The sequence below is a fragment of the Undibacterium sp. KW1 genome, assembly GCF_009937955.1.
Lineage (GTDB): Bacteria > Pseudomonadota > Gammaproteobacteria > Burkholderiales > Burkholderiaceae_D > Undibacterium.
The window spans coordinates 1929231-1952026 of record NZ_AP018439.1 but is presented as its reverse complement, the minus strand read 5'-3'; the positions used below and the strand labels follow the sequence as shown (position 1 = coordinate 1952026).

At 50.5% G+C, this 22796-nt stretch carries 25 protein-coding genes; 9 read left to right on the top strand and 16 right to left on the bottom strand.

What is annotated here, in order from left to right; all coding sequences use genetic code 11:
* Positions 1-2 precede the first annotated feature (2 nt).
* From UNDKW_RS08640 to UNDKW_RS08630, 3 genes are all read right to left on the bottom strand, one after another.
* Positions 3-1763 (bottom strand): GGDEF domain-containing protein, encoded by a 1761-nt coding sequence (locus tag UNDKW_RS08640; RefSeq protein ID WP_162058370.1) that lies wholly within the window; start codon positions 1761-1763, stop codon positions 3-5.
* A gap of 19 nt (positions 1764-1782) precedes the next feature.
* On the bottom strand, positions 1783-2004 hold the full coding sequence (locus UNDKW_RS08635; protein WP_162057051.1) for a hypothetical protein: 222 nt from the start codon (positions 2002-2004) through the stop codon (positions 1783-1785).
* Positions 2005-2106: 102 nt separating this feature from the next.
* The gene (locus UNDKW_RS08630) at positions 2107-3816 is read right to left on the bottom strand and encodes a M14 family zinc carboxypeptidase (protein WP_162058369.1); all 1710 of its coding nucleotides are present in this window, start codon (positions 3814-3816) and stop codon (positions 2107-2109) included.
* A gap of 105 nt (positions 3817-3921) precedes the next feature.
* On the opposite strand from UNDKW_RS08630, the gene UNDKW_RS08625 reads away from it, so the two are divergent.
* Together UNDKW_RS08625 and UNDKW_RS08620 are read left to right on the top strand one after the other, a co-directional pair.
* Positions 3922-5025 (top strand): low specificity L-threonine aldolase, encoded by a 1104-nt coding sequence (locus UNDKW_RS08625; protein ID WP_162058368.1) that lies wholly within the window; start codon positions 3922-3924, stop codon positions 5023-5025.
* 116 nt (positions 5026-5141) lie between these two features.
* Complete coding sequence (locus UNDKW_RS08620; protein ID WP_232063311.1) at positions 5142-5483, top strand: hypothetical protein; 342 nt, start codon at positions 5142-5144, stop codon at positions 5481-5483.
* Between the two features lie 32 nt (positions 5484-5515).
* Here the strand turns inward: UNDKW_RS08620 and UNDKW_RS08615 are convergent, their stop codons facing one another.
* Together UNDKW_RS08615 and UNDKW_RS08610 are read right to left on the bottom strand one after the other, a co-directional pair.
* Positions 5516-6949, bottom strand: coding sequence for a HAMP domain-containing sensor histidine kinase (locus UNDKW_RS08615; protein WP_162058367.1), 1434 nt, complete (start codon positions 6947-6949; stop codon positions 5516-5518).
* Positions 6946-7656: a response regulator transcription factor gene (locus UNDKW_RS08610; protein ID WP_197893122.1), complete on the bottom strand. Its 711-nt coding sequence runs from the start codon at positions 7654-7656 to the stop codon at positions 6946-6948. The genes UNDKW_RS08615 and UNDKW_RS08610 overlap by 4 nt, the downstream gene beginning before the upstream one ends.
* 150 nt (positions 7657-7806) lie before the next feature.
* On the opposite strand from UNDKW_RS08610, the gene UNDKW_RS08605 reads away from it, so the two are divergent.
* A complete protein-coding gene (locus UNDKW_RS08605; protein WP_162058366.1) occupies positions 7807-8889 on the top strand; it encodes a hypothetical protein in 1083 nt (360 codons plus the stop codon).
* Here the strand turns inward: UNDKW_RS08605 and UNDKW_RS08600 are convergent.
* Positions 8884-9360 carry a type II toxin-antitoxin system RatA family toxin gene (locus UNDKW_RS08600; RefSeq protein WP_162058365.1) on the bottom strand — a complete coding sequence of 159 codons (477 nt, stop codon included), beginning with the start codon at positions 9358-9360 and terminating at the stop codon, positions 8884-8886. The genes UNDKW_RS08605 and UNDKW_RS08600 overlap by 6 nt on opposite strands.
* A 31-nt stretch (positions 9361-9391) precedes the next feature.
* A complete protein-coding gene (locus UNDKW_RS08595; protein ID WP_162058364.1) occupies positions 9392-10183 on the bottom strand; it encodes a helix-turn-helix domain-containing protein in 792 nt (263 codons plus the stop codon).
* A gap of 75 nt (positions 10184-10258) precedes the next feature.
* On the opposite strand from UNDKW_RS08595, the gene UNDKW_RS08590 reads away from it, so the two are divergent.
* A complete protein-coding gene (locus tag UNDKW_RS08590; RefSeq protein ID WP_162061842.1) occupies positions 10259-10516 on the top strand; it encodes a hypothetical protein in 258 nt (85 codons plus the stop codon).
* A gap of 63 nt (positions 10517-10579) precedes the next feature.
* Here UNDKW_RS08590 and UNDKW_RS08585 read toward each other — a convergent pair whose 3' ends face one another.
* From UNDKW_RS08585 to UNDKW_RS08550, 8 genes are all read right to left on the bottom strand, one after another.
* Positions 10580-11872, bottom strand: coding sequence for an acetamidase/formamidase family protein (locus UNDKW_RS08585; protein WP_162058363.1), 1293 nt, complete (start codon positions 11870-11872; stop codon positions 10580-10582).
* A gap of 143 nt (positions 11873-12015) precedes the next feature.
* Entirely contained in the window at positions 12016-12261 is a 246-nt protein-coding gene (locus UNDKW_RS08580) for a hypothetical protein (protein WP_162058362.1), read from the bottom strand.
* A gap of 279 nt (positions 12262-12540) precedes the next feature.
* On the bottom strand, positions 12541-13887 hold the full coding sequence (locus UNDKW_RS08575) for a TAXI family TRAP transporter solute-binding subunit (protein ID WP_162058361.1): 1347 nt from the start codon (positions 13885-13887) through the stop codon (positions 12541-12543).
* Between the two features lie 2 nt (positions 13888-13889).
* Positions 13890-14690, bottom strand: a complete 801-nt coding sequence (locus UNDKW_RS08570; protein WP_162058360.1) for a molybdopterin-binding protein — start codon at positions 14688-14690, stop codon at positions 13890-13892.
* A 20-nt stretch (positions 14691-14710) separates the two neighbouring features.
* A complete protein-coding gene (locus UNDKW_RS08565) occupies positions 14711-15556 on the bottom strand; it encodes an EI24 domain-containing protein (RefSeq protein WP_370529100.1) in 846 nt (281 codons plus the stop codon).
* Positions 15553-16533 carry a sterol desaturase family protein gene (locus tag UNDKW_RS08560; RefSeq protein WP_162058359.1) on the bottom strand — a complete coding sequence of 327 codons (981 nt, stop codon included), beginning with the start codon at positions 16531-16533 and terminating at the stop codon, positions 15553-15555. Before UNDKW_RS08560 ends, UNDKW_RS08565 begins: the two co-directional genes overlap by 4 nt.
* A complete protein-coding gene (locus tag UNDKW_RS08555; RefSeq protein WP_162061840.1) occupies positions 16533-17297 on the bottom strand; it encodes a polysaccharide deacetylase family protein in 765 nt (254 codons plus the stop codon). The genes UNDKW_RS08560 and UNDKW_RS08555 overlap by 1 nt, the downstream gene beginning before the upstream one ends.
* Before the next feature lie 34 nt (positions 17298-17331).
* Positions 17332-18306, bottom strand: a complete 975-nt coding sequence (locus UNDKW_RS08550; protein WP_162058358.1) for a cytochrome D1 domain-containing protein — start codon at positions 18304-18306, stop codon at positions 17332-17334.
* A 395-nt stretch (positions 18307-18701) separates the two neighbouring features.
* Here UNDKW_RS08550 and UNDKW_RS08545 point away from each other — a divergent pair, with 395 nt between their 5' ends.
* A complete protein-coding gene (locus tag UNDKW_RS08545) occupies positions 18702-19058 on the top strand; it encodes an FKBP-type peptidyl-prolyl cis-trans isomerase (protein ID WP_162058357.1) in 357 nt (118 codons plus the stop codon).
* 27 nt (positions 19059-19085) lie between these two features.
* Entirely contained in the window at positions 19086-19520 is a 435-nt protein-coding gene (locus UNDKW_RS08540; protein WP_162058356.1) for a VOC family protein, read from the top strand.
* Positions 19521-19615: 95 nt separating this feature from the next.
* Here the strand turns inward: UNDKW_RS08540 and orn are convergent, their stop codons facing one another.
* Positions 19616-20212, bottom strand: a complete 597-nt coding sequence (gene orn / locus UNDKW_RS08535; RefSeq protein WP_162040688.1) for an oligoribonuclease — start codon at positions 20210-20212, stop codon at positions 19616-19618.
* Between the two features lie 42 nt (positions 20213-20254).
* On the opposite strand from orn, the gene UNDKW_RS08530 reads away from it, so the two are divergent.
* The 3 genes from UNDKW_RS08530 to rsgA are packed head-to-tail and all read left to right on the top strand — an operon-like array spanning position 20255 to position 22780.
* Positions 20255-21514, top strand: a complete 1260-nt coding sequence (locus UNDKW_RS08530) for a M48 family metallopeptidase (protein WP_162058355.1) — start codon at positions 20255-20257, stop codon at positions 21512-21514.
* 10 nt (positions 21515-21524) lie between these two features.
* Positions 21525-21875, top strand: coding sequence for a 4a-hydroxytetrahydrobiopterin dehydratase (locus tag UNDKW_RS08525; protein ID WP_162058354.1), 351 nt, complete (start codon positions 21525-21527; stop codon positions 21873-21875).
* A complete protein-coding gene (rsgA, locus tag UNDKW_RS08520; RefSeq protein ID WP_162058353.1) occupies positions 21875-22780 on the top strand; it encodes a ribosome small subunit-dependent GTPase A in 906 nt (301 codons plus the stop codon). Before UNDKW_RS08525 ends, rsgA begins: the two co-directional genes overlap by 1 nt.
* The last annotated feature ends 16 nt before the right edge of the window (positions 22781-22796 follow it).

Sequence of the window (22796 nt, the reverse complement as noted above, 5' to 3'; positions counted from 1 at the left end):
ATCTATGGTGTTTGCCTGAAGACACTAACGCAGTTTCTACCTTCGGCTTTGGAGATATAAAGTGCCTTGTCAGCCGCTTCCAAGGTTTCATCAAAATTCTTGAGTCCATTCCCATCTACTGTCGCTACACCAAAACTGGCAGATAGTGAGAATTTATGACCACTAGGTTCTGTATCTATCATTGTGATTGCCATACGGCAGCGCTCTGCCAATTGCAGGGCTGAGGCCTGGCTTGAGTCTGGCATGCAAATACCAAACTCTTCACCACCCAGCCGCCCAAATAAATCAACCTTGCGCAAATGTGTCTTGACGGTTTCACTGACGTTTTTCAATACCCAATCACCCGTAGCATGACCATACGTGTCATTAATATTTTTAAATAAATCCATGTCAAACAGGATGATGCTGACGCTACCTGTACGTAATTTGAATGCTTCATTGGCAAAGCTGATGAAATGCATGCGATTAGCTGCCTGGGTCAAACCGTCTGTTTGCGAAAACTGGCGAAATTGATTTTTTTGCTGCAAGGTTTTGATCAGCCAGAGTGACAACAACACTAAAATTACTGCTACCAACGCAATTGCCAATATAAGATTTTGATTATTTCTTTTTTCCAGCTCTCGCTCAACCGCAAGAATTTTATTTTTCTGTTCCAGCAAACTTAATTGTATAGCTTTGTCTTGCGCATCAAATTTCACACGCTGGTAAGCAAGATTTTTATGTAACTGATCGTCAAGTACACGGTTTTTCAGAACCAGTGCAGCCTCATAGTACTCAAGTGCAGCAGCAAACTGTGATTGCGCACGTTTAATACTGGCCATCGTTTCTGAAGTTTTCTCCATTAACTGAACAGCATTACCACTTTTTGCATGCTGATATGCCAGTAGTCCATAACGCTCAGCCTGATCAAGATTGCCAGAGTTTAAGAACGCTCTGGCCAATGCTTCCTCAAGTTGAGTACGATAGTCAGAACTTTTGTTTACTTCCAAAAAATCTGCCAATAGCTGAATTCCAGCACCTTTCCCTTGGAGGTAATTTCCCGAATCAATCAAATCAACAGCAGCAAGTGAGCGCAATATTTGCACAATTACTGTTGCACCACGATCTTCACATATTTTGATTGCTTCAGGTAGTATGGAGCGGGCACGTTGTCGCTCTCCACGTAGCAAATTAATTTCTACCTGGTTAGCAATACCAATGCACTTCACACCTGTACTCTCGTCTTCTTTGCCGATTTCAACTAAGCGCTCCGAATAAGCAAATGCTTCATCATACGCACGCAAAGAATTGTGTAGCGTAATCGCGGCCTGCAAGGTATCCATCTTTGCAATTTGATTGGTGAGCTTAGGTAACAGTAAAATACCCTGATTCATCGCCAACAGAGCATTTTCAAATTCACCTAGCTGGGTATAGCCCGCTGAAAGCTGATATAAGAGACGAACGCGATAATCAGGGTCAGCAACCTGCTCAACGTTTGCACGTACCAGTTCAACCCGCTCTTTGTGCCGCCCTCGATAACCCAAGGCAGACGCACTAAGAAGCAGGTGCCGGTTTTTTTGCGTGATGCTAAACGACGCACGAAATTCCTCAAGCTTGCTCAGAGTTTCCCAAGTCTTTTCAGGAGAAATTTTGATCTCCCTTGAGGCCTGCGCAAACAGCTCGTCTATCGTTTTCTCATCTGCACCGTACGCAAGCAATGGCACCGCACTTCCGGCAAAAAGTAATATGGCTAATACAGTACTTTTAAAGTGCCGGAAGTTCATCAGATACACTAAATATTGCTTATGGATTGGGCGTAGTTTCAATGGAATCAATCGCTGGCAATTCATCTGCCGAAATCCCAACAATCCCGGCAACAGCAGCCTTGTCGCCAGACAAAACCGCTGACTGTTCTTCCGCTGTCAAACCAAAATTAGTCATTGCAGCACCAGGGTCGCTTCTGTGCGAAGTCAACGCATCCGCATCTTTATCCAGTGTATTCAAATATTCAAGCAATTTAGACATGATTTTTAACCTTTCAATAAATTTCCGTTGTATAAAACACGAGGTAACACCACGGAAGATTCTATTATGTTTCTGTAAAAACTTGTAACAAATTTCAAAAAATCAATGCATTATGCGCAACACAGGGTAGCGGCGCCATTCTGGTTCCTTGAATCTTGCACAACGGCTAAAAATAAAATCGAGAACCGCTTGCTGGTCGCTGAGTAAACCTGGGTTTTCCTGCTTCCATTGCTCAAAGGCTGCCTTGACTTCTGGCTCGGTGTTGAGGATATCGGTGGCGGTGTCTTCAAAGACATAATCTGAATAAGCTTCTTTCTTTTCCAGTACGCTATTGAAAAAGCCCCAGCGAAAAAAACTGTCATGCGCCTGGGGCTCCAGGGTTTCGATTATATAGCGTGCCGCTGGCTGATCCAGTGGGACGAGATAATCACCTGCATTGGCAATCATGCTAGCACTGGTCGGCAGCAACTGCACATCGTCATGGAACATATGGCCTTCATAGGCATGCGGACGTGATTGCACTGACTGTATGTGATAAACCTCGGTCTGCAAGCTGGTATCGGCTTCCAGCCTTTGCATCTGGACGCCATTCCATTGCAGGCGCTCTATGACTGCGCGCCAGGCTTGCGGTATCAGATAAGCCCTGGCTTGGGTGACTGTGATATCAGCGACAAAGTGATCGTAATAAGGGATGGCTTTTTCCCACGGCTGGCTACGGTCATAAGACAGGCGGGTGTAATTACCCAGCACGCTGGGGCTATACACGGCCTGGTAACCCTTGAACATGAAGCTGGAAGGCTGTCCATGGTCGGCCACCCAATGCACTGCTGCCTGCGGTTGCTGGCTGGCAGCCTCACGTGCTTGCGCACGTAGCGCCTGTATCTCTGCGCCATGGGCAACCGTGAATGCGAGCACTGTTTCCACCAGGGCGCGCATGGAGGCATAGCGGTCGGCAAAAGGCTTCAGCATATGGGTTTCAGGCATGAAACCTATGGTGTGATGCAGGGCTGCATAACCGGTAGAAAACCGTGGTGTTTCCAGGAAATCTTCTATGCCATGATCAGGGCTGTCCTTGACGGGATTCACATAGGGACAAGTCGGCCAGCCACGCTCCTGCATTTCTGTATAAATGGCAGGCAACATGGTGTTGCGCAAGTAGGGGCCGAGACCATGGCCCAGCTTGTCTGCCTGAGTTTGTATCAGGGTCATGGTGTAATGGTAGTCAGCACCATTTGAGGTGTGCGTATCAACCATGACGTCCGGGCTCCATTCGCTGAAAAAGCGGTTGAAGACCTGGGCATTTTCGCTATCACACTTGATGAAGTCGCGGTTCAGGTCAAGGTGCAGGCTGTTACCACGGAAACCAAACTGCTCTGGCCCATCCTGATTGACACGTGAAGTATCCTGACGGTTCAGGCTGCCATCAACGTTATACACGGGGATGAACAGGAATACCGTTTTACCCAGCGCCGCGAGGCGTTCAGGCTGGATACAAAAATCGCGTACCAACGCCATACAGGCATCGATACCCTCAGGCTCACCTGGGTGTATGCCATTATTATTGAAAAATACCGTGCGTTGTTCCTGTTTGATGCGCTCGCGCTCAAATACGCCATCGACAGTCACGATACCGGCGTGAATGGGCTTGCCATTATCAGAAACACCGATCTGGCTGAATTGCAGGATGTTTGGAAATTGCGCTGCCAGGTCCTGGTAAAACTGTATGCAGGCTTGCCAGGTGGTCGTCTGGTTCTGGTTACCGGCTTCATAGGGTGTGATGAAGGCGGTAGTATGGTCTGTATGTGATGACATGCGTTACACCAGTTGAAGTAAATATATCCCACGATTTTAGCGTACAAGTGATGGTACTGACATGGCATACTGATGCCTGATTGAAACAAATTGCTGGAGAACCTTGTGACCGACGCTGAAATAAGCGCACTGCGCCAGAATTGTCATACCACTTTGCCTGGCCATCGTGCCATCACGCCTGCAGAAACCTTTGCACGCATGGCAGCCTGGTCAGAGCAGCATCAGGTGCAACATGACACCTATGGTGAGGGTGAACTGGTGCAATCTTTCGAAAGCAAGATCGCTGCTTTATTGGGCATGGAAGCAGGTCTGTTCTGTATCACCGGCACGTTGACCCAGGTTACAGCCTTGCGTCTGGCTTGCGAAGAAAGGGGCAGCCCGCTGGTCGCCTTGCATGCGAGCTCGCATATCCTGGTCCATGAAAAAAGCAATTTTCAGTTGCTCGATCATTTCAAGGCCGTGCAGGTTGGCAACCCATATCGCCCCTGGACACTGAAGAATTTGCAGGCCCAGCCCGAGAAAATCGCTGCGGCACAGTATGAATTACCCATGCGCGAGATAGGCGGGCAGTTACCTGACTGGGAAGAGTTGAACGCCATCAAAACCCATTGTCGCCAGCAGGATATACACCTGCATATGGATGGAGCGCGCCTGTGGGAAGCTGCCGCCGGTTATGGCCGAAGCCTGGCAGAAGTAAGTGCAGGTTTTGATTCAGTCTATGTTTCGTTCTACAAAGGTATAGCTGGCCTGGGTGGTGCCATGCTGCTGGGCAGTGCCGATTTCATTGCCAAAGCACGCGTCTGGATGCACAGGCAAGGTGGCAGTGTATTCCGCCGCAGCCCCTATGTCGTCGCTGCTGCGATGCAGTTTGATCTAAGGCTGGCTGCCCTGCCCGCCTGCTTTGCCCGCACCCTATGGTTGTTTGAAGAATTGCGCGCGTATCCCGAATTCAAAACCAATCCCGCCGCACCACAATGCAATATGCTGCACCTGTATCTGCCGATAGACCGGGATACTGCTATCACCATACGCAACCGCATCGCGCAAGAACACGGGATATGGCTATTCAATAATGCCGTACACACTGCCTTACCCGGGCAGTGCATGTTTGAATGGTATGTAGGCGATAATCTGCTTGCCATGGATGACGAAAAACTGAGGCAGGCTTTGCAGCTACTGGCGCAAGCCTTGAAAAACAGCACTCACTGAATCTGCTTTCAAGCAGTATGTGGGCGCTATGTGAGTTATCGCACATACAAAACTTTATATCTTTATTAAGCTCTTTGACATCGTTTCAATTTTTCAAGAAACGCCAAGGAGAAATAATGATAAGCCTGCTCAATCTGCAGTCCGACAAGGTCAAGTACAACCCCAATCACCTGTTTGATACGCTCATCAGGCGCCTGCATCTGAAAAATGATGCGGCACTGGCAAAAATGCTGGACGTGGCACCACCGGTGATCAGCAAAATCCGCCACTTGCGCTTGCCTATAGGTGCGTCGCTAATGATCAGCATGCATGAGATCAGTGGTCTCACGATCAAGGAATTGCGCGCTCTGATGGGCGACAAAAGGGACACCTTCCGTATCACGGATTCGCAATTAAAATCCACGCTCGCGAAGTCACGCCCCAAAAGCAAAGAACAATCCATGAGCCACCAGTACTGAGAACAGTACCAAACTCAGGCTTAATTCGCTGATCAGGAATATCGCCGGGGAAAAGTCAATCCCAGGCGTGCACCGGGGTACTCACTTCGGGCTTCGCCATTAGCTATCTCGTAATGGCCGCCGTGCAATTCGACTATAGACTTGATAATGACTGAACCCAGGCCCAGCGATATTCCAGCCTGCCTGCTTGGCAAACCCTGGAACAGCAGGCGAGTGTCGCGCCTCTGGCCAAAGCGGAACATGGCATCGGCAGACAAACCGGGACCGTCATCCTCAATCGTCAATACCAGCACTGTATCAATGGCAGACAGGCGTACCCGGACTTTGCTTTGCGCATATCTGCCAGCATTCTCAAAAACATTGCGCAAAAGCCTGGATATCAGGTAAGTATCACCGGTAATAAACCCGCCGTGCTGACTACCTTGCTCACAGTCAGCATCTATCTGCAGCACAAATTCTATGGCCTCATCTGCCTGCTGTTGCATGTGCACGGCATGGCCTGTTTCGGTTTTAAGCAAGTCGCGTAAATCGACACTGCTGGCCTGGTTACGGTAGCGCGGTTCATCAATATTGGCGATAAAGAACAAGTCATCGATGAGCTTGGTGAAATAATCCAGTTCATTACTGACGACAGTAAAAAACTCTTCACGTTCCTGCTGTTCCATCGCGTCACCATGCACAGACAGGGTATCAATCGCGGTACGCAAACTGGTCAATGGCGTGCGCAAATCATGGCCCAGCTCTTGCAATAGTTCGCGCCTGGTTTTTTCTATGGCTTGTAGTCGCAAGACCAAGCGCTGTATTTCATTGGCCATGGCATTGAAATGCTGCATCAGCCCACCTATGGCATCCAGCCGGCCAGAGGTAAAACGTGCGCTCAGGTTACCAGCCTCCATGTCTTGAATCACCCGCCGCGCTTCTGCCGACCGCATACGCAGATATAGCGTCAGCAATAACAGGCCCAGCAAAATTGCAGTAACAAGTGTCACCACGAACAAGGTCGCCATGGTAAAAAATGCGCCACGTGCAGGTGTACCCGGATTGTGTATCAGCAAATAACTGGGCTGGTCTGACTGCAAACGCACAATGGCAGACGCAGCCGTCCCTGAAAAAAATCTCCCACGTGCTGCTACCTCATGGATTACTCCTGGTTTGGTACGCTGCAAAAGCGCGGCTGGTGGAACGGCATCTGCCGGACTGCTCGCGAGTATCTGATTGTCTGCATTCACTATCCACATTTCCAGCGGGATCGCCGGTGACTCGCTGCGGTAAGTCTGTACAAGACGCAGCCCCTCGGCGTAATCATGCCCTTCCACAATGCGGGCAATAAACAGATACATGCTGCGCTGTACTTCATCCCCGGGGCGCGTGGTTACTTCCCTGATCATCCACAGATAGAACAGACTCAGCAGCAATGCAAAAAATACGCTGATCGCAAAAAACCGCAACCATAATGAACGACTCATGTATGCTCCAGTTTATAACCTATGCCATAAATGGCGACGATACGCTCAGTCGCACCGGCATCCTTTAATTTACGGCGCAAATGGCTAAGGTGGGAATCAATGGTGCGGTCGTAAATGATATTACTGTCCTCAAACTGACTCAGTATCTGCTCACGGGTGATGGCGTCACCGTTGGCACGCACCAGCAACATCAGCACATCATATTCTTTCTTGCCCAATTGTAGCGCTACTCCTCTGGCACTGGCATTGCGGCGCTGTACATCCATCTCGATATCACCAAAGCTGATGACCGCCCTTGGCTCCCTGGCTGGCTGTGCCCTGACCAATAGACGGCGCATACGGGCACTAAGTTCCCGCAGCCCACAGGGCTTGCGTATGTAATCGTCGGCACCGCCTTCCATGCTGGCGACCACGGCGCTTTCATCAACCCTGGCAGACAACATCAATATCGGCGTTGCCGGGTGCAATGCACGCAGAGCCCTGCACAGGCTGATGCCGTCACCATCAGGCAAACCGACATCCAGCAATATCAACTCGAAGGCCTGCTGCTCCAGTAAGTTCATGGCGATAGCGATGCAGCCTGCATGGCTGAGTTCAAAACCCTCATAGCGCAAGCCCATGCTCAAGGTACGGGCGATCATGGGGTCATCTTCTACAAGCAGGACGGTAGTGGCAGGATTCATGGAGTTTGAAACATGTGGTAACAAAGATTACTCCTTCATTTTGCCATATTGCGGTGAACGAGAAACTCTTCCATCAAAATTACAGGATTCATGTTTACAGTTTCTGACAGCGGGCCTGCACCTCACGATCTGACAAGCGGGCCTGTCCATTATCTGTTCCCTACTGGAGATAACATGAACTATCCTGCTTCCGTGCTGAGCCTTGCCACCATGGCGGCTGCAGCCAGCTTGCTGAGTGCCTGTGGCGATGGTAACCCTCGTAGCCCTGGCAGTCCTGGCACTACAAGTGACGCTGTACCACCCGTTTCGGCCAGTGCTACCAATTCTACTATCCGCCTTACCGCTGCCATCGCGGCAGCAAAGAATACTGCAAGCACAGACCCCATGTGCACCACCGACAAGCTGGGCGATTTTTACTGGGAAATCGGCAATGCCACCGACAATGCTCCCATAGTCTCTGCTTCGCAAGGCGCTGGCAGCGTTAAATCAAACACTTACTTCAATATTGCCTCTGCCTCGAAATGGATATTTGGCGCCTACGTGCTGGAAAAGAAAGGCATCAACCAGGTACGCAGCAACAACACACTGAAGGATGGCTTGCGCTTTATGTCAGGTTATACCGGCTTCAATGAAGATGCCTGTGCTGGTACAACAAATGTCTCCGCCTGCTACTCGGCAGGCATGGGCGACAATACCGAACAGCCCAACCAGAACACCATCAACAAATTTGATTACGACAGCGGCCATGACCAAAAGCTGGCCGTCAAGGACCTTGGCCTGGGCAATTTCACGGCAAACCAGCTGGATACGGAATACCAGAACACCATAGGCCTGAGCAAGGGTTTCAACATGGCTGCGCTTGATCCGCTAATGGCAGGCGGCATGATGGGTACGGCCACCGACTATGCGCTATTCCTGAAAAAGATCATGAAGCAGGAATTGGTGATAGGCAGCTACCTGGGTGATGAGGCAGTCTGTGCCCTGCCTTCTGTCTGCCCCGGCAAGGTCGTGTTCTCGCCCATATTGCTGATGAATGAACCCTGGACTTACTCTTACAACCACTGGGTAGAATCAGAAAAAGGCAATGGCAGTATTGATGCGTACTCCAGCCCGGGCAAATGGGGTTTCTACCCATGGGTCAGCCCTGACAGGAAATACTATGGCATTCTGTCGCGCCACGATAAGGCAGCCGGGGCTTATGTGGAATCAGTCAAATGCGGCCGCCAGATACGCAAGGCCTTCATGAATGCCTTATGAAGCAACAGGATGCGCGGGCGGCAAGACAGCAAATTGCCGCTCTGCATAGGCTGTCAGTGCGACGATGCGCTTTTCTGTCTCGCGTTTGAATTTCAGACACAAGATAGGCGTCAACAACCATGACAGCCAGCGAGGTTTGGCCGTGATGTTATACGAAAAGCGGACACGGGTCAGCCCGTCAGACAAGGCCTTGAAGTGCCAGCCGCCAGCAAACTGATCAAAAATATAGGGGCCGCTGACCATCTTGACGGCGGCCACTTCATTTGGCTTGTACGACACATATTCAATATCCATCGCCAGGCCATTGCCGTCTATGCAGCGTGCCTGCGCACCTACAGCCGCCTGTTTTGCATTCAGCAAATAGGACTCGGTAGTCAGAGTATCCCATTCTTGCCTGAGCGTGTAATCCTGGGTCAAGTCAAACAGATACTTGGCACTGGCCCTGACTTCAAATTCATGTTTGATCAGCATATCTTGTCCTGTGATGTGAATGGAAGAGAACTCATTGATCGCCTGCCAAAAACTGGCCCGGTGGTACGCCAAAATGCCGCTTGAACATGGCGATAAAGGCACTCAGACTATCGTAACCCAGTTCAAGTGCGATGTTAGTCACTGCTGTGCCAGCGGCCAGTAACTCCAGCGCCCGCATGAGTCTGGCGCGTTGCCGCCAGTCAGAAAAGCTCATGCCCGTCTCATCAGCAAAATGGCGGGTCATGCTGCGTGGTGCAATGCCTGCCCAGGTCGCCCAGTCTTGCATGGGGCGCGGGTCGCCAGGATTTTCCAATAATGCGCTGGCGATTTTGACGAGGCGACGGTCGGTGGGCATGGCGAGTACAAAATCCTGAGACGGCAAGTTCGCTACTTCATCGACAACAATGGCCAGCACACGCTCTTGAGCTGCGTTCAACTGATCGCTGACACCCCAGCTCGCCGCACGTAAAACCGCTTCCCGCAATAAACCGGATACTGGAAACACCTGGGTTTTGGCAGGCAGCACTTCTGAAGGGGCAAGATAGGCACTCCAGCCATTGAACAAATGGCTCGTACGCAAGGCATGGGTAATAAATGGTGGCAGCCAGATGGCATAGCCCTGAGGCACAAGCAGATGCTGCTGTTCTGCTTCGAGCACCAGCACGCCTGTCGTTGCCGCAAGCAACTGACCGCGGGCATGGCTGTGTTCCGGCGTCATCCTCGCATGGGTCTTGCTGATGACAGCGTAAGCAATAGAGCCGCCATCCGCATTGGCGTGCTCAGGATTAATCAGGGGTAAGGGTTTGGCCTCAGTTCGACACATGTTGGCATTATATCGCAAGCGACTTTTGGGCATGAAGCGCAAACTTCAGTCTCCATTCACCCACAAGGAAACAACATAAAAGCCGAAGACATACTCCCAGATCACATCAACACGACCACTATTGACGGCCTGACTATCAGAAAAGGCACGGTCGCAGCCTTCGTGGTCAATGCAAAGACCTACCTGCGGCCAGACAGTTCAGCGGACGAACGTGCGGATGCAAAAGCAGCCGTAGTCGAAGCCCTGCCCGCCTTGAAGGCTTTGGGTATATTTGATGTGTTCGCTATTGCAGACCCCGGCCTGCGTGACATGCTGGCCAAACATCAATCGTAATCAGACACCGACCATGCAGCTCGTCAATGAAGCAAGCCAGCCCCCCCCCTCTGGTCCTTGCCCTCATTGACGGCGCAGGTTTGCCAGCACAGTCTTGTCGAGTTTTGCTGCCACACCGACGCTGCGGCCCGCCAGATTGGGAATACTGAAATGAATTGCACTACCCAAAATCTGCGCGCACTCTGACAGGCTGAGACCGTAATCCTGTTGCAGCCACTGCACCATGCCGCCGGTTGCTGCCCGCAGAGCATCATCCAGCGAGCCTGCCTGTCCCAGCACCATGATCTGCGTTGGTGATTCTACTCTTGGCGCATTGACAGATTTTCCTTTAATGACATCGACGGCAAATTCCACATCCATGGATGTTTCCAATGCATATTGCGAAGTCTCGCCATCTCCCTGCAAGGCATGTGCATCGCCCAGATAGAGCAAGGCACCGGGTTGCTGCACAGTCAGATAGACGGTATTACCTTCAACGACCTCATTAAAATCCATATTGCCACCAAAGCGTCCAGTGTCACCTGTAGATATAGGTGGGGAACCATTGCCAGGTGCAACCGCCAGCCCTCCCAGCATGGGGCGCACCGGCAAACTCAAATTACGCAAACCCTCTGTTGGTTTCTCTGGGCTTGCCAAACCACGCTCCCTATCCAGCTTCCAGCGTATGGGCTTGCCAAGATTTGTGGCTTTGGCCGCGAGTGAAGTACCCAATGCCCTGCCGACGATACTGTCGAGGCTGTCGGCATAATCACGGTTCAGGCGCAAGCGTTTAAGATGGATGACCAGCGTATCACCCGGCTCGGCAGTGCCGACAAAAAACGGGCCAGTCTGTGGATTGCCATACAGGGCCTTGGTGACACCATTTTCATCGACGCCGCCAGAGTCTATGGTCTTGGTATGCACCGTATCACCTGGCCAGATCGTCAGCACTGGCAAACGGTGCGGGTCGAATTCATTGGAATAATCGGTGGGCTGAAAATCGTATTTTCGTGAGCTTCCAGCAGGGCGATCAGGTATCCTGCGTGCGCTGAATGTGTGTACGGCTCTTGCCTGCGGATTATTGGTATCAGGAAAATCAGCCGTGCCCTGCATGGCATCATTGCTGACTGTCCCGACATAGGAATACTTGGCCTTGTCAGCATCCGTTACCGTGAACGCAATGCCTTTGGCGGTACGCGTACCAAGAAGCTGGTCACCATCAAGTTTGCCGCTGATGCTGCTGCCACTCACAGTAATGCTCAAGGTCTGGTAAGAGCGATTGCCCCATCTATCGACTTGCAATAGCCAATGTTCTTCATCTGCTGCAGTCGCCAGACAGGGGGCAAGAAAGATCAATAACATCGCGTATCGCAGCATGTTTTTCCCAGTGAAGAAATTAAATGTAGCTGCGATACTAAATTATTCTGCGCCTAAGCTTCAATAAATGCGATGAACTGCCAATAGCCAAGCACAGACTGCAAACGCAGCCCCGAAATTTGCGCTACCGACTCATGATGAATTTATGGTTTTACCTTGCTTTGACGAATTTCCAGTGCCTTGGCCAGCAATTCATCGCTACTCCAGTGCCGCGTCAGCCACACAGTAAGTGCCTCGCCCGAGATGTGCCAATTCACCATACGGCGGTCTTGCAGATGATCGTAATTATAGTTTCTGGCGACATACCCGGCCAAGCGTAAGCCAGCAGGGTCAGGCTTATCCAGCAACAGAGAATATATTTCATAGGGCGTTAAGACCTCTACTTGCATAGCGCCCTGCTCTTTCAATTCTTTCTAGATCAGCGCTTTGTCTTCCGGGTTGAGCACCGCGATTTTGGCATGTTCGGGCCGGCCTGTAATGTTTGATAAACCGTATGCATACAATAGCCAGGGACCACTCAACAGCAACAGAAAGATGAGGCATAAGACTGCAGCCAGGCTCTTTAAAAATAGTCTGTATAAACGAGGGGCAGCAAATTTGCGTTCACTGGTAGTTTTTTTCTCAAGCATCAATTTGCTTTAAAAATCCTTACTGGAAGTACAGTTCCATTACTGCGTCGCCTGCCCCATGGATGCAGCCAGCATCGCCTGCACCCTTGAGCGTACAAAAGCGATATGGCTACGCAAGCCATATAGTTCCTCTGCATAGGACAAGGGTATGGTGATACGATTGACCTTTTCTTCTATCTCATCGAGATAGCGCAATTGTTTCTCTGCAACGCCATGCCTGTCTTCTAATTCGACTTCTTCTATCGCCTGCTCCACCAGCCGCAATTGACCATACCAGCGGTAAATGCGTGAGCGTATGCGCCAGACGTACAAGGGCGGAATAATTTTTGACAGCGGCAGGAACAAGGCACCGAGGGCGACGATGACGACCCACATGCGCTCTATGAAATTGGCAATCCAGAAGCTCAAGTAACGCTGCAACACAGGCGGGCCGTTTTTATAGAATTTCTCGGCCTCATGTGCTACTGGTATTTCTGTATATTTATCGGAGGGGAACTCACCCTGACGGCTGAACCAGTCGGCGCCGCTATGTATCCTGTGCGCTGCCTGTAGCAACAAACCCATCAGGGCAGGATGCAGGCTTTCATGGGCGACCAGGGTCGCTGTTGGTGCAATCAAGTGATAATCTCGAGCAGGAATATCCTTGCCTATATCGACTATGCCGCGCGGCAGCACGACATGCGACAAGAACGGGAAACGCCTTGTATATGCCTCTGCCTGGACGAAATCAAACAGGCGTATGCCGGGAGTCAGCAATAACATTTGCACCAGCGGCGAATCACTGGCAGAGCTAAAAATCAATACATCAACTTTTCCATCCAGCAAAGCAGCCGTGCCCGGCGTATCAGCCAATTTTTGTATGCTGAGATCTTCTTCTGACATGCCGTTGACACTTAAAATCTGGCTGAACAGTTTGGCGACGCCGTTGCCATCAGGGCCAACATTGACAGTCTTGCCCTTGAACTGGCTGATTGTAGTGACTTCTTTCGGGCTGCGGTAGAACACCCAGATAGGCTCATAAAACAAGCTCCCCAATGAGATAAGGCCACGTTCATGCGCCTGTGCTTCATCACTCGAACCACTACGCACAAAGCCCACTTCAATTTCAGAATCAGGGTCACTGATGCGGCTCAGATTTTCTTCTGACCCTTGCGACACTTGCTGGCGCAAGGTGATCTGGTTTTTTTGCAGTTCTTGCGCATAGCGTTTGGCAAAGCGCTCATAAGAACCATTCTCCTGTCCGCTGGAAATGTCAATCACACGCGGTGGTGCCGGATCTACCAGCCAGTAACCAACGCCACAGACTATCACCACCATCAGCGTGATCGGGCCAAATGCAACCAGCAGATCACGCAGATTGAAGAGGGTGAATTTGATTTTTTGCATGTTCAGACAGGCTTGGCAGGCGTAGGGATGTATTCGGCTTTCAGTTGCTGCAAGCCCTCCAGCATTTTTTGATAGGCAACTGGTACTTGCTGCTCATCGCCCTTGACGCCCAGTTCTATATGCCTGCGTTCAGTTTCACTACCAACACTGGGCAGGCTGAAAACTTTGATCAGTGGGAAATCGGCTTCCAGTTGCTCCATCAAAGGTGTGACGATGGATTCGGCCATTTCATACACCAGTACCGATTGTTCAAATTGTGCATGCTGATTGAACAGGTGAGAAAAATGCGTATCGAGCACCCATTCCAGCATGGGCCAGGCCATGACCGGAAAGCCGGGGACAAAGAAGTGGTTGCGTATGGAAAAACCGGCGATCTTGTTGAAAGGATTGGGGATGATATCGGCCCCAAGCGGGAACTCGCCCATCTTCAATCTGTGCAAATGGTCAGGCGTCGTAAGGTCGGCCACTTCGCCTTTTTCTTTGGCGATATCCATGATGCGTTCCTGTATCAGGAGTTTGGCTTCTGGATGCAGAACGACTGGCAAATCCAGCGCCGCTGCCGCGCACTGGCGGGTATGGTCGTCAGGTGTCGCACCTATGCCACCGGTAGAAAACACCACGTCACCACTGGCAAAGCTGCGCTTCAGGGTAGCGGTAATGCGCTCGCGGTTGTCTCCTACATATTCAACCCAGTCAAGCTGCATGCCACGCGCCTTCAGCAAAGCGATGACTTTGGACATGTGCTTGTCTTCGCGTTTGCCAGATAAAATCTCATCGCCAACGATAATCAGACCGATTGCCACAATTTCTCCTTATTTTTATATTACAGGCTGGGCAGTGTTTGCGGAATTGGCGCACCTGCCTGGGGTGGTACGCTGCGGTGACGCTGCAAGGCTTCCAGGCAGTAATGCTGGAACCACAAGCCGGTAAAGACAAACACCAGTACATAAACCCAGATCGCCACGCCTGCGATGACAGGCAAGAACAGGGTAGAGACAACCCCGCCCAGCCACAACAAACCAGGTGCCGCACCAAACAGGCCAGCAACGATGCCGATAGACAGCAAAGACCAGCGATGCTCCTGAATCAGGCTGGCACGCTCATCTGCATCAGCATGTAGCGCCAGTGCATCGTACACCATGACCCGGTAAGTCAGCCAGCCCCATAAAAGCGGTTGCAGCACCAGCCCGACGAAGGGGATCAGGTTTAGCGGCAAACTCACAAACCAGATCAGCGCAAAAATGAGGAAAGAAGATAAGGAATGCCCCATGCTACCGAGGAACGTGCCGCCGTTCTTTTGTTCCAGCTCAGGGTAATCACGCATGCCCACATGTTTGCTGATAGCAGGCATGGCAAACACCGCTATACACATCAATGAGGTAAATATCATCAATGGCAAAAGTACCCACATGGCTACCAGCGGTACGACCACCATCTTGAGAGCAATCAGGCCGACTATGTTGAGGACACTGCTTACCCTTGCAAAACCATCATGTTCGCTCAACCAGGCCTGGATAAAATCCATCATTGCTTGCAAGCCCCACCACATGGCAGCGCCCCATAAAATGAGGGCGACCATAAAAGGCAAAAAAGTCAGCAGCAGCATACGGTAATGCAATTGCGCTGCTACTGCCCTGCCCCAGGCACGCATCACGGATGCGATATTCATGATTGTTTTTCCTTGTCAAATCCAAACATACGCTTTAAACCCAGCCATTGCTGTGACCAGAATCCTTCGCCATAGTTGCGTGCGCTGCCTTCCGGGGCGGGCAACTGGTCACGTATGCCGGTCAGCGCAAATTCTTTGGCGAACAGGGCGGTACCAAACAATACATCCCAGATGGGGAGCAACACCGCAAAGTTATGCCCGCCAAGTGTGCCCTTGCCATGAGTTTCGTGCCCTATGCCTATGGCATGATGGGTACGATGATAACGTGGGGATACCAGCAGGTATTCACCTATACGGCCAAAATGTATGCGTACATTGGCATGTTGCAGGCTTTGCAGCATTTGTGATGCCATGACCAGCATGACATATTGTCCAGGCTCTACGCCAATCACAATTGCAATCAAACCCATATAAATATCGCGGATAAAATCATCGAGCAGGTGATTGCGGTTATCACTCCACAAATTCATATCGCGCTGGCTATGGTGCAGGCTGTGTAATGCCCACCACCAGTTGAACTGGTGCTCGGCACGGTGATACCAGTAGTCAAAAAAGTCCAGCACCACCAGATACACCAAAAACAGCAGAACCGGATATTGCAACATGCCTGGCCAGATGTTTTCCAGGTTGAAGGGGTTCACGCCTTGCAGGTGCAGCAGGGCCGTGAGTTGATCCAGCAAGGGGTCAAGCACAAAAAACACCGGGATGGAAAACGCCCCTAGTCTGTGCAAGGCGGTATAGATGAAATCATTCCAGCGTGCATAGCGGTTCTTGATTTCATGCACGGGCATCCATGATTCCAGCGGGCGCAAGATGATGAACAGCACGATCAATTGCAAAACGCCGAGCATGAACCATTCGACGCCTTCATAGGAGTCTTCCACAAACTCACCCAGGCCCAGGTTAAACATGGCGGGCTGTACTATCGTTTCAAAAATCCAGGCTTGCAGATTTGTGAACAGATCGGAAATAGTCATTATTTTTTCTGCTGGTTTAAATTTTGATAAGCGGGGTGTTCGCGTAGAGTAGCAAAACAAAAGGATTTTTGCTCAAGGCCGCTAAGTAATGGCTCCAGGTTTTCTGGCGCCCAGGCCTGTTTGCGTGACCAGATACCCAGATGTGCCATGAAAATATCGCCATCCCTGAGTTTGTCGAGAGCACGTCTGAGCAACATGGGGTTGCTGAATTTTTCGCTGGACAATTCATCGCCAGAAAACCCGGCTGGTGACCAGCCTACATGCATGTAGCCACAAGCCTGCCCGGCTTTCAACAAATTAGGTGTGAGCTTGCCACCTGGCGCGCGCCAGAGCGGATCCAGCTTTTTGCCCGTCAGGGCAAAGAAGCGCTGATCGACACGGCGCAGCTCCTGGCAATATTCTTTTGCTGTCCATTGCAGGGTCTGGCCAGCTTGCGCACCAAACTGCGGTTTGACGGTGATATGGCCATCGGGCAAATCGCCGACAACATAGACATGATCAAAAGTGTGAGTACCAAAAGCATGGCCTTCTTCTGCCAGTTTTTTCCAGTAGGGTGACCAGCTCATGTCCAGCGAATAGTCGCCTTGCACGGTCTTTTCATTCGCCAGGAAAAAAGTCGCCTTGATTTGATGACGGCGCAGGGTCGCAGCAATCAATTCTGCCTGCGACTGGCTGCCGGTATCAAAAGTCAGGTAGATGCTTCCCTTGCAGTTGCCCGCTGCAGTCGCAGCAATCACCGCAGGCGAGCACAGCATGGCCACCATGGACACAACGGCCACATGTGCAGGCCACTGCAATTTACATATTGCCGGCACGATTGGCAAAGAACACGCCATGCGGGGAACGGCCAACCGGGATCAGCTTGATGACCTTGCGGCTGGCAATATCAATGACAGCCACTTTCTTGATCCAGCGCAGGGTGGCCCACAGGGTTTTGCCATCTTCGCTGACTTCCATACAGTCAGGACCGCCTGGGACGGGAATAGAGCCGACAATTTCCAGTGTCTGCTGGTCAAGGATATTGATTTCGTTGGAAGTGCGGTTGGAGACAAAAATATGACGCTTGTCACCCAGAGCACGGAAGTTATGCGTACCCTCACCTGCCTTGATTTTCTTGACGGTTTTTTGTGTGCGCCAATCGATGACTTCAACATAATTGCTGCCCATGATGCCGACCAGTAAGTATTTATCATCAGGTGTCATGGAAATGCCTGCAGGCAGCTTGCCCACCGGGATAGTCCATTTGATTTTTTGAGTCGCCAGATCAATCGCAGAAATCTGGTCACTGCCCTGCTGGGTGATAAAAACCGTCGTGCTGGCTGCATCAAAAGCCATGTGGCTAGGCAATTTCGCCAGTGGTACACGTTGTACCAGCTTCATTTCCTGGCCGTCAAACTTATAGAAATCGACACGGTCGAGGCGCAGGGAGTTAGAGATAAACCACTTCTGGTCTGGAGAAAAGCCAATCTGGTAAGGGTCAGCAATATCCTTCATGCGGCGTTGTATCTGACCAGTCTTGGGATCAAGAAATACCAGTTCATTACCCACCGCATTTGCCACGATCAGGGATTTGTTGTCTGGGGTGGCCATCAAATGATGGGGTTCCTTGCCTACAGGAAAGGTGCTGATTTCTTTATAAGTGGCCTGATCAAGCAGACTCACAGTGGCATCGCGCGAATTGAGCACCACGACCACATTGGCCTGTGCAGAAAATGCAGAGAATGCGGAAACCAAAGAAAACGCCAAAGACGACAACAAGATACGACTACGCATGAAAAAGACCGCAAAAAAATAAATCGAACTGGCATTTTACAGCGCATGACAATAAGGAAAGAGCTTTCCTTTCATTGTTTTTCAGATTTTTCACCTAATTTGTCCAAAATCAAGCCAGAATCTATTGCTGCCAGAACAAGAACCTAAAGCTGAGTGACCAAAATCTTTTCTTTTGCTCTACAATTGCGCCAGCTTTTTTAGATCAGAGATGCTGATTTCAGTGAGTTTTCGTCGGCATTTAACATGCTTCCCTATAAAATTGCCTGCATCGCACTACAAAGCAAGCAACAAAAATATCAGGGAACACGATATACGGACTTGAAAACAGCATAACTGGAATCAAATACCAGCAACGATTTTGTAGCGTGACAAACGCGGAATAAAGGAAAAAAATAATGAGTACTATTACAACAGTCAGTGGTTTGCAATATGAAGACAAAATTATCGGCGAAGGCGCGGAAGCCGTCGCTGGTAACCATGTCGATGTTCACTACACAGGCTGGCTGCAAAACCCTGACGGTAGTGCAGGCAAGAAGTTTGACTCCAGCAAAGACCGTGGTCAGCCATTTTCTTTCCCATTGGGTGCTGGTCATGTGATCAAAGGCTGGGATGAAGGCGTTCAAGGCATGAAAGTGGGCGGCACCCGTCTGCTGACTATCCCTTCCAGCCTCGGTTACGGCCCACGCGGCGCTGGTGGTGTTATCCCTGGCAATGCAACCCTGATATTTGAAGTCGAATTGCTGGGCGTTTAATCGCCCTTTGCACTTTCAACAATCAGCATGCCTGATTTGAACAAGCCTGTGGCTGCTGTCATGGGCTTGAATCATATTACCCTCTCGGTGGCTGACCTTGAGCGCTCTTTTCGCTTTTATGTAGATGTACTGGGTTTGAGACCAGTCGCCCGTTGGAAAAACGGTGCTTATCTGCAAGCTGGCAACGACTGGATTTGCCTCTCGCTGGACCAGAATTGCCGTACCAGCGTTCCCTCTGAATACACCTACACTGCATTTTCTGTGAAGCTTGCGTCCTTTGCCATTTTTAAGCAAATGGCAGATGCAGGCAAATTGACGCTATGGAAAATCAATAAAAGCGAAGGTGATTCGCTTTACCTGCTTGATCCTGACGGCCACAAGCTGGAATTGCATGTCGGTGATTTGCAATCAAGGCTCGACAGTTTGAAAATCAAGCCCTATGAAGGGCTAGTGCTGTTCTGAGACCGTTCAAATAAATAAAAAAAATAAACAAAAAAACAAAAGCCAGGTCTCAGCCTGGCTTTTTGCTTATTTGCTACAAGTTTGGTGAATACAGCTTATTCTTTAATGAAATGCTCGCGATAGTATTTGAGCTCTTCGATGGATTCCAGAATATCCGCCAATGCTGTGTGCTTTTGATGCTTCTTGAAGCCAGATGCCAGTTCCGGCTTCCAGCGGCGGCACAGTTCTTTCAATGTCGATACATCAAGATTACGGTAGTGAAAGAAAGCTTCCAGCTTGGGCATGCCACGCGCCATGAAGCGGCGGTCCTGGCAGATGGTATTGCCACACATAGGTGACTTACCTGCTGGCACATAGGGCTTCAAGAAGGCGATCAGGGCGGCTTCAGCGTCTGCTTCAGTCACGGTAGAGGCTTTGACCTTGTCGATCAGGCCAGAGCGGCCATGCGTGCCCTTGTTCCAGTTATCCATCTTGTCCAGGGTTTCATCAGATTGATGAATTGCAAATACGGGGCCTTCTGCCAGTACATTCAATTGTGAATCCGTTACCACCACGGCCACCTCAATGATACGATCTGTATCCGGGTCCAGGCCTGTCATTTCCATGTCCAGCCAGATCAGGTTCATTTCATTTGGGCGGGCTGGCGTGGCAGGATTTGCAGTGTTTGTTTGAATGTCGGTCGCTTGTGACATAATTCTTCCTTGGCTATTACTTATCGAATGTCACATTTTCCCATGATTTCATCCGTTTTTTCGGTTTTATTCGTTTCCTTCCTGCTGCTGGCACTGATTATTCAGTTCTGGCTGGGCTCCCGCCATATTCGCCACATCCTGCGCAACCGTGCTGCTGTGCCTGCGCAATTCGCAGAAAAGATAGGTCTGGCCTCTCATCAAAAGGCGGCGGACTACACCATTGCCAAGACCAAGCTGGGTATGGCCATGCTGCTGTTGAATGCAGCCGTGCTGATGGGTTTTACCCTGTTTGGAGGCTTGCAATGGCTGTCTGTGCATCTGGTCAAGCTTACTGGCCCCGGCATGTGGTATCAGATCAGCTTGTTGGTGGCATTTACCATCATCAGCAGTGTGATTGAATTTCCATTCAGCTATTACTCACAATTCGTGCTGGAAGAAAAATTTGGTTTCAACAAAATGACGCTGAGCCTGTTTTTCACTGACATGATCAAAAATGCCCTGATAGGTTCCGTACTGGGCTTGCCCCTGATATGGGTGATACTGACCCTGATGGAAAAAGCTGGCAGCCTGTGGTGGCTATATGCCTGGGCATTCTTCATCGGTTTCCAGATGTTAATCATGCTGATTTTCCCGGTAGTGATCGCTCCCCTGTTCAACAAATTCTGGCCGCTGGACAATGAAGAAGTACGTGAACGCATAGAAAACCTGAGCAAGCGCGTCAGCTTTGCCCTGAAAGGCATCTTTGTCATGGACGGTTCAAAACGCTCTGGCCATGGCAATGCCTACTTCTCCGGCTTTGGTGGCGCCAAGCGCATCGTATTTTATGACACCTTGCTGGAACGCCTGGCACCAAATGAAATTGAGGCCGTGCTGGCCCATGAACTCGGTCACTTCAAGCTCAAGCACATCATCAAGCGCATGGCCGTCATGTTTGCCTTGTCGCTGGTTTTCATGGCTATGCTGGGCTTTTTTAAAGAACAAGTCTGGTTCTACACTGGCCTGGGTGTCGATCCCTTGCTGCTGGCGCAAAATGATGCGATGGCGATTATTTTATTCATGCTGGTCTTGCCGGTGTTTACTTTCCTGTTTTCGCCGCTGAGTGCGATCACTTCACGCAAACATGAATTTGAAGCCGATGCCTTTGCCGCCAAACACACGAATGCCAATGACCTGGTCACTGCCCTGGTCAAGATGTATGACGACAATTCCTCTACCCTGACGCCTGATCCCCTGCATTCGGCGTTTTATGACTCACATCCCTCAGCATCGGTGCGTATCAACCACCTGCTGGCAGCACAATAACGGAGACACCATGATCAAATTCACAGACCTGCTGGCGAAGAAATCCCAGCATACAGAAACCGGCCTCGACGATGCCAGCCTGCCAGCTTACTTTGCGGCGACACCACAATGGACGCAAGATGGCCCGCGCATCGTCAGGACTTTCCAGTTCAAGAATTATTATGAAACCCTGGCTTTCATCAATGCGATAGCCTATGTGATCCATGCGGAAGATCATCACCCTGAACTGGTGGTAACCTATAACCGTTGCGTCATCAAGTTTGATACGCATACCGTGAATGATGGCAAAGGTGGCATTTCAGAAAATGACTTTATCTGTGCGGCCAAGATAGATGCGATTTTTCAGCAGAGTTTTTCCTGATGGCGCGTCCACAAGCTTTGGTCATTGCTGCTCATGGCCGCCATTACCTGGTTCAAGCAGAGATAGATGGCGTACAAATCAAGCTTCATTGCGTCACCCGTGGCAAGAAGAGCGATGTCTCGGTAGGTGACATTGTTGAATACGCCCTGACATCCAAAAACCAGGGCGTGATAGAAGCCATCACCACGCGCAAGACTTTGCTGTACCGCTCTGACCAGTACAAATCCAAGATGCTGGCAGCAAACCTGACGCAGTTGCTGATCGTTGTCGCGACTGAACCAAGCTTCACCGATGACCTGGTATCGCGCGCCCTGGTGGCGGCGGAATCGTCGGGCATCAAACCGCATCTTATCTTGAACAAGGTCGATGTCACAGCCTCCCTACCCAAGGCAAGAGAGCGCGTTGGCCTGTATACCAAGCTCGGCTATCCGGTACATGAAGTATCGGTCAGAACAGATCCGGAAGGTACACGCCAGCTAATGCACAATCTGATGCAGGGGCAAAGCACTATCCTGATCGGCCAGTCTGGGATGGGCAAGTCTTCACTGATCAATTTGCTGATCCCCGATGCAGAAATCGCGACGCGCGAAATCTCTGCAGCGCTGGACACTGGCAAACACACGACCACCTTCACCCGCCTGTATCACATGGATGAGAACTCCTACGTGATCGACTCCCCGGGTTTTCAGGAATTTGGTTTGCACCACCTCAGTGAAGGCATGCTGGAACGCGCCTTTCCAGAGTTTTTACCACATCTGGGCAAGTGTAAATTCTATAATTGCCACCACCACACCGAACCTGGTTGCGCAATTCTGGCTGCTGTCAAGGACGGGGAAATCTCTACCATGCGGCATGATATGTTTGAACAACTGGTGCATGAGTCGAAGCAGACGATCGGATATTGATATCTGGCTTTAGTAA